This window comes from Sphingobacterium sp. WM (assembly GCF_029542465.1).
GTDB lineage: Bacteria > Bacteroidota > Bacteroidia > Sphingobacteriales > Sphingobacteriaceae > Sphingobacterium > Sphingobacterium cellulitidis.
In genome coordinates, this window is sequence record NZ_CP120709.1 from 717,468 (window position 1) to 733,088 (window position 15,621).

Below are 15,621 nucleotides of genomic sequence, written 5' to 3' on the forward strand. Positions count from 1 at the left end.
AGTTTAGGTTACGGCAAATTTTTTAGCTAAGTAAATAGAAATTGGAAGAATGGCACAAACGGCTAGAGCTAATATCCAAAATCCCGATATGGCAATCCAGCTGGCATTCATCAATATGAGCGCTAATACACCGAATTTCACAGCTTTTCGAACATCCATAGGGTCCAAAGACTTTAAAGCCTTGAATAATGGACGCGCGATCATTATTGTGAAAAACAAAATGAATATTATAGCTAAATAATTCTTGCTGACAAATGTAAAATAGAGTAAGGTCAGAATAACCATGGCATATAAACCAATTGAAACCAACATAGCGGTTTTATTATTCCCGTAAACCTCTCCTCGGCTAATATTTGTTACTGATGCAATATAAATAATAGGAACAATTGCGATATACCAGTACTCCAATGAAGCAGGTAATAAGGCCATTCCCAATAATAAGTTTAGTCCACGACAGGTTCCCATGACGATAGGCCCAGCGATAAAATGATGTTTTGCTTTACCATTGTAGAGCAAACACATCAGAACGATGGCAAGGGAAATGGTAAATGCCGAAACATTGATCAGAAAGGCTAATGCACAGCCAATCGCAAAAGCAACTGTCCCTAATATAGCGGCAGAAGACTTCTTGATTCTTCCAGAAGGAATCGGTCGCTCAGGCCTTTCCACCTGATCCAATGCAGCATCAAACACATCATTGAATACTATTCCGCCAGTATACAATAGCATACTCGAAATGGTAATCAAAATCAGATTATTTACCTCTGGTAAATCATGATGTAAAAACAAACAGGCAATGGCGACGCCCGCAAGGACATCGGAAATGGCTGTTAAAACATTGGACGGCCGGATTATTTGGATCCATGGTTTCAACATACGCCCTGGTAATTAAGAAATAATAATAGAATCCTTGTTTAACCTAGGCTGTTGACCACCACGTAAAATGGTATTCCCTTCAAACTTCTCGTTCGGGTCTGCAATGAAAGTCCTATCTAAGCTGTTTAAATCCAAATGTTTACTTACTTGAAATGCATCCAATGCATTCTGATAGGTTACTTTTTCAATATCCTCCTTTGAAATACCATGTTGAACCATTAAGGCTGCGGTTTTAGGCACTGCCAATGGATCACTGATTCCCCAATCCGCAGCGGAATTTACCATGATACGCTCAGAACCATATTGTTTCACGATTTCAACCATACGTTCATTTCCCATTTTCGTAAATGGATAAATGGTAAATCCAGCATAGAATCCACGATCTAAAACTTCTTTGACTGTTTCCTCAGAATTGTGGTCAATGATCACCGTTTGAGGATCTAGTCCATGTTCGATGGCGATATCCATGCTACGTGTTGTTCCTCTGGTTTTATCACGGTGGGGGGTATGCACTTGAACTGGAACTGAAGCTTCTTTAGCCAGTTCCAATTGTGCTCTGTAGAATTTTTCTTCAGCGGGGGTCTGATCATCAAAACCAATCTCTCCAATCCCTAGAACCCCTTCTTTATAAATAAAGTGTGGCAATAATTCCATCACTTGTTCAGCTAATGCCTCATTGTTTGCCTCCCTGGAGTTTAATCCAATCGTGCAGAAGTGTCTAATTCCGAATTGTGAAGCTCTAAATCTTTCCCAACCGATAAGACTACTATAATAATCCTTAAACGTATCGATACCTGTTCTAGGTTGACCAACCCAAAATGCAGGTTCAATTAATAACAAAACCCCTGCATCAAACAGTGCTTGGTAATCATCCGTCGTTCGGGAAACCATATGAATATGCGGATCCACGAATTTCATCCCTTTAATTAATTCAAAGTCTAACGGCATTGGTCTACCCATGCTCGCCAGGTCTCTATTTAATTCTGTACACATTACTGACTGTTTTTTAATTTTTCTCTAATAATTCTGGGCGTATAGTGATTTGCTGTTTGAAGATTTCTTCAGCGCGTGGAGGTAAATGATCCTTCGCCAATTCCCACAACATGGGGTGAATCTCTCGCTTGGCAGAATCGCGTTCATATATGTAATCGACAATGGAGTTTGCAAGATTTACATTGTTCCTTTCGTAAAGACCATAAATCTTCTTAATCTCTTTGCCTGTAAAAAAGCTTTTTAAAACTAATTGGTTCCAAGCCTCTTCGCTCAAATAGGTCGCCGGAAACTTATTCTGTTCCATGATGGCTCCCTGAACCGGGCCGATATTATTACGTATGCCTTCTTGGCAACGTTCAATCCAAATTCTTGGGAATTGATAAATATTCAATGCAGAATATAGAGCCTCGAGCTCTTGCATATCCGCATAATTGAATAGCTTCTCAATAAAGGTAAAATAGGGTTCTTGTTGGTCTTCGATCAAGCCCAATAGATAAACCCTTGCAAGTCTAAGTACGGTCCAATTATCAACAATCAAGGGATTGCTTTCCTCTTGGACCATACTTACTAATTTGTCCTTGCTAGTATTTAATTTCCTGCTTAGTGAGGAAAATATTCTGACGAAACTTGTAGAATAATTATCCGCAATATTTTGTTCACATTCCTCTAAATAGCTCTTCTCTTCTGCGGTTAGCAGTTCGAATAAGGTATTTCTCACTTGTTCTCTCCATTCCATATTGCGTATTAGATTTTATTATTTTATAATTTTAATCTGCATGTCTTTATACTCCACTTTCATTGGAGGTCCTACATGCACCTGAACCCCAATCAAACCTTTATCCTTGCGGTTTTCAGGATCATTATCAATTACCTCAGCGATGATCTTTCCGTTTACATAATGGGTTAGTTTATTGCCTTCAGCAACGATTTCAAGGTCATTCCAATCATTCGGTTTAACGATGGTCTTCAATTCCTCAGGAGTAGCAACAGAATCAAGGACTTTCATATTCGTCCAGGCATTGCCTTTTGATTCGCCTTTTACTCCGTCAGCAGGATTTAAGATCTCCGTTCGTTGACCGCGATAAGCTAAGGTTGTGCGCTTGCGCTCTTCGTAGTTTTGACCTGTATAATTGTTCTTACCGTCAATATCTGCCTGATAACCCCTAAGGGCATTCGGTAGCTCCGTAAAGCGATCGCTTCTGTAATTTACACCACTATTTCCATTTTCGGAAATTTTAAATTTAGTTTTCAACGAAAAGTCGCCTACATCACCTCCGTTCCAGATCAAAAATGTATTGTTTTTCAATGGTTCTTGGTCTTCGCGGATCTCGCCTGAAAGAACTCCATTTTCCATTTTCCAATAGGTGCTGTCACCTTCCCATCCCGATAAGGAGTTCGGTTCGAACATGGCGATATAGCCCTGCTCACTCATCGTGTTTTCTGTGGAAGTGCTGTCAGTCGCATTGTTTTTCTCTGCTGTATTTCCATTGCAGGAGCTTAGTAAAACCGTAGCAGTTAAGCAAATACAACTAAATTTGAATATTTTTTTCATGATGGATTTTCTAGTGATTATTTGTTTTTCCATTCGACATGGGTGTCTTCCCATTTCCTGTTTTTTGCAGAATTGATTACTGCCTCACAAACCTTCTGAGTTTCCAAAGCATCCCTAAATGTTGGGTGACATTCTTCACCTTTTTCTAGGCTTTGTAAAAAATCTGCTACTTGATGAACAAAGGAATGTTCATAGCCTAATGACAGTCCCGGAACCCACCATTTATCCATATATGGTTGGTCACCATCCGTTACGTGAATTGACCTCCAGCCTCTGACGATGGAATCATCGGCATTATTGAAATATTCCAATCTATTCATGTCATGAAGATCCCATTTCAATGAACCTTTCTCACCATTGATCTCAAAAGTGAACAAGGCCTTATGTCCGCGAGCATAGCGCGTAGATTCAAATAATCCTAAAGATTGATTATCGAAGTGACAGTGGAAAATACAGGCATCATCAATTTTTACATCTTCCATTTTGCCCGTTTCTTCATGCATACGTTGCTTCACAAAGATCTCCGTCATTGCCGATACATCCTTGATTCCTCCATTCAACCACATGGCCAAGTCAATACAGTGAGCCAATAGATCTCCCGTTACTCCTGAACCAGCAGCATCCGCATCCATTCTCCAGAATGCAGCACCTCCTTGCGGAAGGTTTTCATTGATGGTCCAATCCTGTAGGAAGTTACTGCGGTAATGGAAAATCTTACCCAATTTTCCACTATCCACAATTTGCTTCGCCAAAGTAACAGCTGGTAAACGACGATAGTTGTACCATATCGTATTTTTAACCTTATTGGATTCCACAGCTTCCACCATTTTCTCGCCTTCTTCTAAAGTTCGAGACAATGGTTTCTCACATAATACCATCTTTCCAGCAGCTGCTGCCGCAATCGCGATTTCCATGTGCATATTGTTGGGAGTACAGATGTCTACAGCATCGATATCATCCCTCGCTATTAATTTCCTCCAATCAGTTTCATAGGATTCATATCCCCATTGCTCAGCAAAAGCTTTCACTTTGTCTTCACTGCGGGAACAAACAGCCTTTAAAACTGGTTGATACTCCAAATTAGGGAAGAAGTTAGGTACGCGTTTATATCCATTCGAATGTGTTCTTCCCATAAAACCACATCCAATTAATCCTATTCTTAATTCTTTTTTGCTCATGATTTTTTGTTTAGAAAATTATGCTGACCAGCCATTTACATCGCGAACTTCAATCAAGGTTTTCAAGATTGAATCCCATGTTTCTTGTTTATGCATCACCTCATTCGGGAACATACAGCCATCCCAACAGATATGATTAAATGCTTTCGTTGGGTTTCCATTTTCATCTTTCATCCAGAATCCAGCATCTTTGGCAATATCCAATCTGCCATTTGGATCCGTTGGCAAACAATGTCTTCCGGTTTTATCGTGTGAACCTGATCCGAATACCGTTCCATCATTTTGTGCCACATGGAAATCAATCGTCCATGGACGCAATTTCGAGGTTAAAAACTTCAATCCTCTTTCTAATTCCTCCCGATCATCCCACTGAAAATCTGCTTTCAAGATGCGGTCTTCCGGAGCATTATATCCCAATAAATACAAGAATGTATGCGACATATCCGCTTGAAATCCCATATTTTCACGATCTACCATTTCCAAGGTCTCCAACATCGTTTTCCAACTCTGCATTCCACCCCAGCAGATTTCTCCTTCAGCAGCAATGCGCTCACCATATTCAGCAGCTGCATCACAAGCTCTACGGAAAGTATCGGCAATCAACTTCGTGTTCTCAGTAGGGTTTTTCGCCCATTCTTCTACACTGCTTGCCGAGTCCACACGGATTACATTATTTGTTCTGATACCTTCTTTACGAAGTTTATATCCAAATTCCGCTGCTTTTCTTACGACTTCAACAAAACGGTCACGGTCAGTTTGTGAACCCATTGCTGAACCACCATCAGGTGGCCAAATAGGAGCGACCAAGGTACCGATAGCCAAACCGTAGGTACCACCAATTTTATCTACAACTGATTTTATATGATCATCAGAGGTGTCTAACTTAACATGCGGATCAAATAATCCTAAGTCAACACCATCGAATTTTACTCCATTTACTTCGGCCTTCGCTGTTTTCTCCAATAACTCATCCAATGAAATGATGGGCTCATGGTCTCCTTTTCCTACAATGCCTGGCCATGTAGCATTGTGTAACTTTGGGAAATTGTTCTTGCTCATAAATAATTGTTTTATCAATGATTAACCTTTTACATCTAAATCAGGATTATCTGGTCCGAAATGTTTCAACATCACAATAGGATCGGTGCTTGAATGATTTTGAATCACCACACCGCGTTTAGCAGCCACTTCAGAAACAAAATACTCATCAAAAGTCAACTGTCCATAACGGATTAATGCCGGAGTTTCAATGGTCCAATCATTCATTTTTCCATATCCTTGCATCATAATCAATCCATAGGCAGCCGAATCTTTGATCGTCACTGTTTGTCCAGGGAATACTGTTAATTCTTTCGCACTAAATGCAGTTGATTTATAGCAAACCCATTTTTCTGAATATCCTGCAGCTTCCATTTCTTTTTCATCATGAACAGGTTTTGGTGCCATGAATCTATTTTTCATCATATCAGGATCCACATTTAAATCCCAATCAATGATATCCATTAAAGCATCATAATCACCCTTCATGTTCTCAGGAACACCTTTCCATAATAATTCTTCCGGAATGATCGCTTCATTCACCAAGGATTGATACATCGCGAATACATCCGACGCTTTCTGCGGTTCATAAGTACACATACTTCCAGGAGCATGTAGCAAACCTGGAGGAACATCCCATCCAGTTCCTGGCTCTAAACGATAAGCTTGTGAGTAATTGGTGATTTTATTATCCCCTTTGCTGAAATTCTCCAAACATTCTTTGATGGTTTCTTTGGATGTTCCCGGAGCGATTCCCATAAAGGTATATGGAAAATCACCACCGTGATTATTCAACTGAGGAGGGAAGTAATAGGCTTCCGGTTTTCCTTGTTGTTCAATTAATGCAGCTTTTTCATCATTGTGATGGATATGGTGGGGTAGTGGCCCCATATTGTCGAAAAACTTCGAATACATTGGCCAGCTTTGATACTCATCCCAAAGACGGTCACCAATTAATTTCCCCTTCAAATGATCCACACAGTCCGATAATAAAACCTGCTCTGTCTTTCCATTTTCCTCATAGACCACAAAACTCAAACCCTCAAACTCACCAGTTAATGGACCATTCTTAGCAGGTGTCGTTGATGAAAACCAACGCTCATCAATACCACCACGTTCTCCACCTAGCACATAATAGTCGTCTGGGTGAAGTTTAATTCGTCGACCAGGTACACAAAATGATCTCGGTACCCAATTCGGAGCTAATCTCAATATTCCTTTTCCTTGTTCGAATGCCTTTTCAATGATTTCCATTCTTTTGATATTTATAGGTTTATATACTTGTTTACAAATTCGTTGATGGAGGTAGAGTTATTCAATATACTGATTTCTAAGTTATATTTCCTCTTTTCTCCGGGTTTCAACTGGATTAATTCCCCGCGCTCACGCATTAATTTCTGCCCTAATGGTGGGTGACTTCCAGGTTCCATCCCTGTTACATATTCTCCTTTGCCCCAATGTTGCCAATTGGTCAACCAAGGCAATTGTTCCTTGTTAAAACTAATTTTCAATGCAAAGCCTAACTTCTCATTGTAAATTCCGCAATCCACTTTTCCAGATGCATCAGCATCCACATCGATCAATGCGGCTTCTTCGCCAGAACCGCTGTGATCCTCACGGGGCTCCTGACAGGTCCGGAAATCCTGACCTTCTTTAAATATTTTATTCGCATCTCCTGTTTCACGAGATTTCCACGCTCCTTTCCAAAGGAGTTTCGTCCCGGCATCAATAAAAGGCCATCCAAAATTGAAATGGTATAAAATCATATGGGAAGAATTGATATTACCAACATTTTGAATTTCATCATCCAAATAAATGGTAGGATGTCCTAGAACACATCGAATAGTGCGCTTAATTTCGATGTTATCGCCTAGGGGATGGCCTTGAAAAATCTTTCCGGTAATGGACATTTCAAAATCTCCATTTGCTATATCCGGTTGTTTTACTGAAATGAGTTCTGCCGGGCTATTGCTGAATTGATCATGCAATCCGCGCTCGCCATATTCATCCGATTCTGGACCTCCAACATGGGTTATCCCACAGGTGGTCAATAGGCCGCCGCCAAAGGTTCTCAGCCAATCAATGCCTTTATCTGAAAAAGGTTGTGGAGCGGTTACTCCCAATCGACTTAACCAACTCAAGTTAAACTGGTTGAATGAAGCATCTGCAATGTCCAGCCCTCGGTCTATCACAACTTTAAATCGTAATCCTGCACCTGTGTTTATCCAGGCTATCCGAGTTCCCTTGCCTCTTCCATTATCTAAAATAGAAGTTTCAATGCCTCCGACCTGCGCCACATGGGAGACCTTATTCAACCAGTCTTGATTTGAGTTTTCCAATTCTTTAAATTTTATTTTTTCTTATAAACATCACTATTCTCATTTCCTCCTGACATCAAATACGCCATGATATCTTTTACCTCATCTGGATTCATTGAATTCAATGTTCCTGGAGGCATAATCGATACTTCCGAACGATTCATCGACTTGACATCACTCTTCGCAATGGTCTTCGTCACTTGTGGAGCATATGGATTTTGCGAAATCACATAATTCTTCTCATCCTCACTCATTAAACGTCCTAATAAGTTAGTACCGTCTTTCATGTGGAATAATTTAGACTCATATTGGTCTGAAATAACCTTACTAGGTTCGATGATCGCTTCCAACATATCGCGTTTTGAGAAACGTGTTCCTAATTGTGTCAAGTCTGGACCTACTGATCCACCTTCGCCTTTGACGGTATGACAAGAACCACATTTTACTGCAAGGAATAATTCTCTACCACGTTTGAAATTACGTTCTCCCGTATTCTCGTCCACTACTTTCAGCGCTGAGTCAATTTCCCAGCCTCTTCCTGGACCTTTTGGACCTTCAACTTTATCAGCCAATCTGTTTCCTTGGGCATTGATCAAAGAGTCTCCAGACATTTTGCCGTACATCGCCAATTGATCTTGTGGCACATTCTTCAAGGCCATTTTACGTGCATTATCGATGAAACCGATGTAACTGTTTCCTCCTTTGAATCCAAAGGCTTTGTAAAACCAATTGAAATATTGTTCTCTAAGTTCTGGAGTCCAACCCACGCTGGTATTACTCAAGGCAGTTGCCATAAAGATTTGTTGCGCAGGTGGGATATTAGCCAACATATCAGCGATATCCAATCCATATTGCGGGTTTCTTAAAATCAAATTCGAAGAATTCATAAAGCTGGTTTGCGTGGTGTCATCCTTCGCATTTGCCAATAATTCTAAAGATTTTTTAACAGCCGGTTCACTATTTAACGCAAGTAGAATCTTCGATAATTCTCTGTTCATGTAATTTGATTTCGCCGGATAGAATGGTTCCAATCGTTGTGCTAATGCTGCTGCATCTGCATCATTGACCTTACCCATACGGGCAATCACAAGCTCATAAACTCTCAATAAATTCTCCAACATCTTAGGCGTGATTTTCTCAACAGGAATTGTAGCCAATTTCTTCATGATCTGAGGCTGCATGGATGCATCCGCCACATGTGCCATAGCCACCATTACTTCTGTCAAACGAACCACATTGCGCTCTGCAAAAACTTTGTCTTTCCAAGTCTCAAATGGTTGATGCTCCACAGCAATGCGTGCTGCATAACGGATATGACGATCTTCATGACCTAGGTATTCCCATACTTTATCCACAGTGCCCGTTGGAGATGGTCTATGGTATTGCTCGATTTCTCTACGCAATTTTACTAAATCAGATGGCTCCGATTTTTTAACTTCATTGTTGATCTTTTCACGATCTTTATGATATACACGATATAAATCTGATTCCAAACGACGACCACCAGTCAAGAAATATAAACTTCCATCAGGTCCAATTGTACCATCTGTAAGTGGAAGTGGAGATCCTGAAATAAACTCCTCAGCCTTCGCGGTATAACTTGATCCCTTAGGTTCTAAATGGATAGCATAGATAATCCCGAAACTCCAGTCAAATGCCAATAAGCTGTTTCTGTATTTTTCAGGGAACTTCGCTTGATTAGGATTGATAAAGTTGGTTGGTGAACCCTGTCCAATGTTCAAGGTTGCAGGTAGGTTATCCAAAAAGCGTTCATCCCACTTCGCATCACCTTTTCTCCAACCATATTCAGCACCACTGGTCACATGCAGTATACGCGTAGGACGATACCATGGCATACCAAAATCCCATTCCATATCGGAATCATAGGTGAATAATTCACCTTCATTATTGAAGGCAAGGTCAAAGCCATTACGCATACCTGAAGCAATCAGATCCCATGATTTACCTTCTGAATCTGTTTTTGCAATCCAGCCTCCATTTAAATGTGAGTCAGAATCATGACCATGAGTGTCCAGGATATACGGTATTAAATTATCAACCTTATCACTTGGCAATGAACGGTAATTGTCCATTTTAGGAATGGTTGTAAAGTTTCCGGCGATTACATAGATCATGGAATCCGGTCCTAGGACAATACTGTGTGGGCCATGTTCCCCTTCGCCATCCAATGCCATCAACTGCGTGATTTTATCCAATTTATCATCGTTGTTGGTATCCTGCAAACGATACAAGCCCGATCCTTTTGAAAGATTCTCATTAGGACGGTGGTTAATCATAACATATAAGCTGTTATAAGCCCAAAGCAACCCTTGTGCGAAGCCCATTCCAACTTTTGTAGAGGATGTATCCTTCGGATCACGACCCTCAATAGGAAAATCTAGTGCTTCGATTTTAGGCTTTACCGTTGAGTCCGACCCAAGTGGCGGCAATTCGACCCGGAATAACCCGCCAAATTGATCCGATGTGATCATCCGACCTTTATCATCAAAAGTCATTGATACCCAGGAACCTTTTTTGTCATCCGAAGGGCTATAGATATGTTCGATCTCAAAACCTTCCGGCAAAACGATTTTATCCGTTTTTGGATTCGGTTCTTTGACCACTTCTTTTTCCTTTTCTTGTTTACATGACCCTGCTAAAAAGAGGAGAAGCATAGCAAACAAATACGATTGTGCTCTTTTAGTCTTTATCATTTGGTTTTTATGTTGTTTTATGGTTTATAACAGCTTTTTGATTTACCAACCCTGATTCTGAGGAATTCCATTAATCTGAATTTCTCGCTGCGGAATTGGGAACAATAGTTTAAATGGTTGAATGTTGTAAGATGCTGCACTTAATCTGGTTAATCTCTTCTTCTCTTCAGCACCATGAGCGGTCATTACTTCTATAGCTTTTCCCGTTCTTAACAATTGATACCATCTATGATCCTCAAAGGCCACCTCAATACGTTGTTCTTTTGCAATCGCATCACGCAATGCTTCTTTGGAAAGTCCAGCTAATGGTTGCAAGCCTGCACGTTTGCGGACTAGGTTTAGGTTAGCAATAGGATTTCCGCTTCCAGCTTCGTTCTGAGCTTCTGCCAATAATAACAATACATGCCCGTACCGGTAAACTGGCCAATTCTCATTCGAACGCCCATCCTCAATATAAGGTGGATGGTAAAATTTCTTAATGAATGGAATCTTGCCTCCAAATGCTACCGACTCCTGGAATTTCGAATTCGAAGGGTCAGAAAACAATTGAATAGATTTATCACGACGGTTATCTCCTTGCTCATAGGCATTGTAGATACTTGGAGTCGGAATATTACTTCCGCCTAAGTTTCCAGAATATCCTACCAACTGCATTTTCGCATTGCGAGGACCAAACATGTAAATGAAATTACTGTTCTCGCCTTCTACCGATTGATCGTATTGTATCTCAAAAATCGATTCTGCATTATTTTTGTTCGCTGGATTGAAGCAGGATGCATAATCTGGCATCAAGGAATAACCTAATTTGGTTACTTCCTGAAAATTGGTTACTGCTTCAGCATATTGTTTTCTGGTCAGATAAACATCGCCCAGTAAAGTATATGCTGCTCCTTTGGTTACTCTTCCAGCATTGTTCTTTTCATAGCTTGCCGGTAAATTGGCGATCGCATCCTTGGCATCCTGAATAATGACAGCATAAACCTCATCAACGCTTGCTTTCTTACCATCGGTGAAAGCATCTTGTGGATTTGCCACCTCTTTTGTATGCAAAGGAAGCTCACCAAATAATCGGACAAGATGAAAATAGGCAAATCCTCTGATAAATTTAGCCTCACCGAGGTATTGTAACTTTATTTTTTCATCCGAGAAGGTAACTTGATCAATTCTGCTGATAATTACATTCGCCTGTTGGATGATTCCATAGAGATTTACCCAAGTCGTATTGACGTAATTATTGGATGAGGTAATCAAGAATTCATCAATCTCCTCACGCTGTTGTGCACCACGGTCGGTTTCATCATACTGATAATTGGTATTGTCGGAACGCATTTCGGTCATCGCCCAGAAATCACTGGTATATAAACCTTGTAATCTACTGTAAACACCATTCACCGCGCGAAGGACTTGCCCCTCGTTTTCATAATAATTATCTCCACTGGAAAATGTATAGGGTTTTACATCCAATAAATGGTTGCAGGAAGTGCTCATGCTCAATAACCCTAGACCTAAAAGAATATATCTTAATTTCATAATCTTTGTCTCTTAAAAGTTAAAATTCAAACCTAATGTGTAGATCTTCGGAACAGGGTATGCCGAGTAATCAATTCCCGGTACCAATGGCGATGTGTCACCACGGTTAATGTTTGTTCCTTCTGGATTGCCTTCATATCCTGTAAATAAGAATGGATTTTGAAGGTTCGCATAGATCCTTAGGTTGTTAACAATTCCTCCTATACTTTTTGGTAGGGTATAACCAACAGTTATGTTTTTTATCCATAAGTAGTCAGTTTTGTCAATGAATAGCGAGTGTGTATCCCGATACATAACACGACCTCTACCTGTACCATTGGTTGTTGGTACCAATCCACTTCCTGGATTAGATTCTGAACGCCAGCGATCTGCAACTTCCTTTCTAACATTGAATACACCATCGATGTTATCTGTATAGAATCGCGTCGCATGTAGCATTTCTTGTCCTTTCGAACCTACCATCATAACTCTTAGATCAAAAGCTTTATAAGTCAGGTTATTCGTCATCCCGAAAGTGAAGTCTGGATATGGATTACCAATGACATCAAAGTCGTCATTTGGTGTAATCTGTCCATCACCATTGACATCTCTCATTCTTAAATTCCCCGGAATGGCACCTGGAAACGCTGCGTATTGGTCAACTTCAGCTTGATTTTGATAGATTCCTTCTACAACATATCCGATGATCATACCTACTGGCTCACCGATACGGGTAATATTTGTGAAGTTACCCTCTGAACTCGCCCCTGAATAAATAGGATCGGTACTACGTCCTAAGGCAATAACCTTATTCCGGTTGAATGAGATGTTAAAGTCGGTGTTCCATGTGAAATTATCCTTCACGATGTTGGCTGAACTTACTGAAAACTCATATCCTTGATTTTCTACATCTCCACGGTTTTCAACAACAGATCCAAATCCTGATGATTGTGGAATTGGGGTTCCCAATAAGAGATCCAGGGTATTCCGCTTATAATAGTTGGCAGTGAAGGACAAGCGATTATTCCAGGTGCTAAAGTCTACACCTATGTTCAATTCTTTCATTCTCTCCCAACCCAAAAAACTATTTCCTAAACTATTCATCGTACGACCTGGTGCTAAACTACCTCCGAAGACATAATTTGCAGTTCCAATGCCGCTCAATGAAGCATAGTTTGCAATGTTGAAGTTTCCTGATCGACCGAATGATGCTCTAAGTTTCAATTCATTTATCCATTCCTTGTCTTTTAAGAAAGGTTCCTCAGATAAACGCCAACCTACTGCTACCGAAGGGAATGAACCCCAACGGTTGTCTTTTCCGAATCGCGATGAACCATCTGCACGATAAGATGCAGTAAGGATATAACGATCCAAATAGGAGTAATTCACCCTCGCCAAATATGAAATCAATGCCCAGTCTTCAATACCTGTTCCTCCAGTAATTCGAGCAGCAGCATTTAAAGTCTGAATATCATCATCCGGAAATTGACTTCCATTGAAATTGGCATTCTTATTTTTTTGTACCTGTACTGAATATCCCGCTAATGCTGAAATCGAATGACCACTTTCAGTGCTGTAATCATAATTCAAAGTATTCTCATTCGCCCAGTTCAGGTAACTGCCACGCCAATAGCTTCCACTTGGAATTGTTGGCCCCGGAGCATTTTGATTAGGAATAGTGGATGGTCTGAAATATTCACCACTTTCGTCTTGATAATCTACGTTGAAGGTTGTCTTGAACTTTAAATTATCCAAGAAGCTATATTCAGCATAGGTGCTCATTAACATTTTAAGCTTTGAGCTCTTGTTGGTCCTTTGATTCAGATACATCACAGGGTTCGGGTTTCCGAATGTTCCTGCTGATTGAATGTATGGCACATAGGAGCCATCATCGTTATAAATCTTTCCAACCGGTGTTGTAATTTCAAAGAATTCATCACGACCTTGTCCGTTGATTCCACCTTCTAAATACGATAGCGTAGGGTTGATGTTCATCCCTAGTTTAAGTTTTCTGAGGAAATTCCCTTCTACATTTGCCCGGATTGAAAAACGGTCAAATCCGGAATTCAACATAACTCCTTTTTGGTTGAGGTATCCTGCTGAAACAAAAGAGCGAATACTTTCATTACCTCCTGAAAAACTCACGTTAATATCTGACATGGGTGCAATACGAGTTACCGCATCATACCAATCTACACCTTCACCCAATGCTGCTGGGTTGCGGTATTCTTCTGGGATATCATTTATTGTTGGTTCGCGGCCTTCCTCGAATCTGATCTTATCTTCGATGGCCTCCTTGCGGAACTGTGCGAATTCCGCAGCATTCATTAAATTAGGTCTTCCTTTTTGTGGAACTTGTTGCAAGCCTGAACTGGCAGCAACATCGATCTTCATCTTTCCATCCGAACCTCTTTTGGTGTTGATCAAGATTACCCCGTTTGATCCGCGAGAACCGTAAATCGCTGTCGCCGATGCATCCTTCAATACCGTCATGGATTCAATGTCATTCGGATTCATGGTCGCTAATGGATTTCCACGTTCTGAGGATGAACCTGGAACCGGGAAACCATCAATTACATATAATGGCTGACTTCCAGCACCAATAGCACTCATACCGCGGATTTGAATCTTAGGACCTCCACCAGGAGTACCATTGGATGTACTTACCGACACCCCGGCGATTTGTCCTGAAAGTGCCTGATCCGGACTCGCCAATGCTTGTCCTTTCACGTTTTTCATGGAAACCGCTGCAATGGATCCCGTAACATCCTTTTTCTGTTGACTACCATAACCCACAACAACAATCTCGGAGATATCCTCACTGCTGCCTTCTAAAGAAACGTTTTGTGTTCCGGCAGCATTGACTACAATTTCCTTCTGTGCGAAGCCAATATTGTCAAAAGTTAAGGATTGACCTTTGTTCAACTCAATTTCATAATTTCCTTCAGCATCCGAAGCGGTCGCTGAAGTGGTTCCTTTCACACGAATGGAAACCCCTGCCAAAGGCATACCTTGAGCATCAGTCACCTTTCCTGTTACCTTAATTTTCTCTTGAGGAATTGCGGTCAGTGAACTGAAGTCCAAACTATGGCTCATGGAAATATGAAATGTTTCTTTATCCATTGATGAATAATTTGTGGTCTCGGAATGTCCCACCTGAGATAGTATCAGTGCTGGGAAGATTAACGATAATTGCAAGAATCTCTTCTTAGGTTCAGTTCCGAAAGTGAACCCAAATACCTTCCTGAATGTTACGGAAGGCGCAATGAATCGATGGTTTTTAGTTTTGTTTAATTGGTCATATTGCATACCTTTGCAAAGTTAAATGGTTAAACAATAAAGAGTTTCGACCCTCTTGTGACGTTTAAAAAGACCATTAATAATATAGAACCGATGGTGCGGGAACACTATCGGTTTTTTTATATAGGTCTCAATCCTTGTTA

General features: G+C 40.6%; 11 protein-coding genes. All 11 read right to left on the minus strand.

Going from position 1 to position 15,621, the window contains the following annotated elements; translation table 11 throughout:
- Positions 1-3: 3 nt before the first annotated feature.
- Genes eboC through PZ892_RS03160 form a run of 11 tightly spaced genes read right to left on the minus strand, consistent with a single transcriptional unit; the run spans position 4 to position 15,487 of the window.
- Positions 4-876, minus strand: coding sequence for a UbiA-like protein EboC (eboC, locus tag PZ892_RS03110; protein ID WP_182498106.1), 873 nt, complete (start codon positions 874-876; stop codon positions 4-6).
- A gap of 12 nt (positions 877-888) precedes the next feature.
- On the minus strand, positions 889-1,869 hold the full coding sequence (locus tag PZ892_RS03115) for a TatD family hydrolase (RefSeq protein WP_220476610.1): 981 nt from the start codon (positions 1,867-1,869) through the stop codon (positions 889-891).
- A gap of 13 nt (positions 1,870-1,882) precedes the next feature.
- Positions 1,883-2,605, minus strand: coding sequence for an EboA domain-containing protein (locus PZ892_RS03120; protein ID WP_182498107.1), 723 nt, complete (start codon positions 2,603-2,605; stop codon positions 1,883-1,885).
- Between the two features lie 18 nt (positions 2,606-2,623).
- The gene (locus PZ892_RS03125; protein ID WP_220476611.1) at positions 2,624-3,421 is read right to left on the minus strand and encodes a DUF1080 domain-containing protein; all 798 of its coding nucleotides are present in this window, start codon (positions 3,419-3,421) and stop codon (positions 2,624-2,626) included.
- A 17-nt stretch (positions 3,422-3,438) separates the two neighbouring features.
- A complete protein-coding gene (locus PZ892_RS03130; protein ID WP_220476612.1) occupies positions 3,439-4,599 on the minus strand; it encodes a Gfo/Idh/MocA family oxidoreductase in 1,161 nt (386 codons plus the stop codon).
- 18 nt (positions 4,600-4,617) lie between these two features.
- Positions 4,618-5,658 carry a TIM barrel protein gene (locus tag PZ892_RS03135; protein WP_182498108.1) on the minus strand — a complete coding sequence of 347 codons (1,041 nt, stop codon included), beginning with the start codon at positions 5,656-5,658 and terminating at the stop codon, positions 4,618-4,620.
- Between the two features lie 21 nt (positions 5,659-5,679).
- Entirely contained in the window at positions 5,680-6,891 is a 1,212-nt protein-coding gene (locus PZ892_RS03140; protein WP_277712073.1) for a hypothetical protein, read from the minus strand.
- 11 nt (positions 6,892-6,902) lie between these two features.
- The gene (locus tag PZ892_RS03145; RefSeq protein WP_182498110.1) at positions 6,903-7,976 is read right to left on the minus strand and encodes an aldose 1-epimerase family protein; all 1,074 of its coding nucleotides are present in this window, start codon (positions 7,974-7,976) and stop codon (positions 6,903-6,905) included.
- 11 nt (positions 7,977-7,987) lie between these two features.
- A complete protein-coding gene (locus PZ892_RS03150; protein WP_182498111.1) occupies positions 7,988-10,669 on the minus strand; it encodes a c-type cytochrome in 2,682 nt (893 codons plus the stop codon).
- Positions 10,670-10,711: 42 nt separating this feature from the next.
- Positions 10,712-12,199, minus strand: a complete 1,488-nt coding sequence (locus PZ892_RS03155; RefSeq protein ID WP_094255383.1) for a RagB/SusD family nutrient uptake outer membrane protein — start codon at positions 12,197-12,199, stop codon at positions 10,712-10,714.
- Between the two features lie 12 nt (positions 12,200-12,211).
- Positions 12,212-15,487, minus strand: coding sequence for a TonB-dependent receptor (locus PZ892_RS03160; protein WP_277712075.1), 3,276 nt, complete (start codon positions 15,485-15,487; stop codon positions 12,212-12,214).
- Positions 15,488-15,621: the final 134 nt, after the last annotated feature.

What these genes read in the sequence shown, in the direction of transcription:
- eboC (WP_182498106.1), bottom strand. Translation starts at nt 876, where the DNA reads ATGTTGAAACCATGGATCCAAATAATCCGGCCGTCCAATGTTTTAACA.
- PZ892_RS03115 (WP_220476610.1), bottom strand. Translation starts at nt 1,869, where the DNA reads ATGTGTACAGAATTAAATAGAGACCTGGCGAGCATGGGTAGACCAATG.
- PZ892_RS03120 (WP_182498107.1), bottom strand. Translation starts at nt 2,605, where the DNA reads ATGGAATGGAGAGAACAAGTGAGAAATACCTTATTCGAACTGCTAACC.
- PZ892_RS03125 (WP_220476611.1), bottom strand. Translation starts at nt 3,421, where the DNA reads ATGAAAAAAATATTCAAATTTAGTTGTATTTGCTTAACTGCTACGGTT.
- PZ892_RS03130 (WP_220476612.1), bottom strand. Translation starts at nt 4,599, where the DNA reads ATGAGCAAAAAAGAATTAAGAATAGGATTAATTGGATGTGGTTTTATG.
- PZ892_RS03135 (WP_182498108.1), bottom strand. Translation starts at nt 5,658, where the DNA reads ATGAGCAAGAACAATTTCCCAAAGTTACACAATGCTACATGGCCAGGC.
- PZ892_RS03140 (WP_277712073.1), bottom strand. Translation starts at nt 6,891, where the DNA reads ATGGAAATCATTGAAAAGGCATTCGAACAAGGAAAAGGAATATTGAGA.
- PZ892_RS03150 (WP_182498111.1), bottom strand. Translation starts at nt 10,669, where the DNA reads ATGATAAAGACTAAAAGAGCACAATCGTATTTGTTTGCTATGCTTCTC.
- PZ892_RS03155 (WP_094255383.1), bottom strand. Translation starts at nt 12,199, where the DNA reads ATGAAATTAAGATATATTCTTTTAGGTCTAGGGTTATTGAGCATGAGC.
- PZ892_RS03160 (WP_277712075.1), bottom strand. Translation starts at nt 15,487, where the DNA reads ATGCAATATGACCAATTAAACAAAACTAAAAACCATCGATTCATTGCG.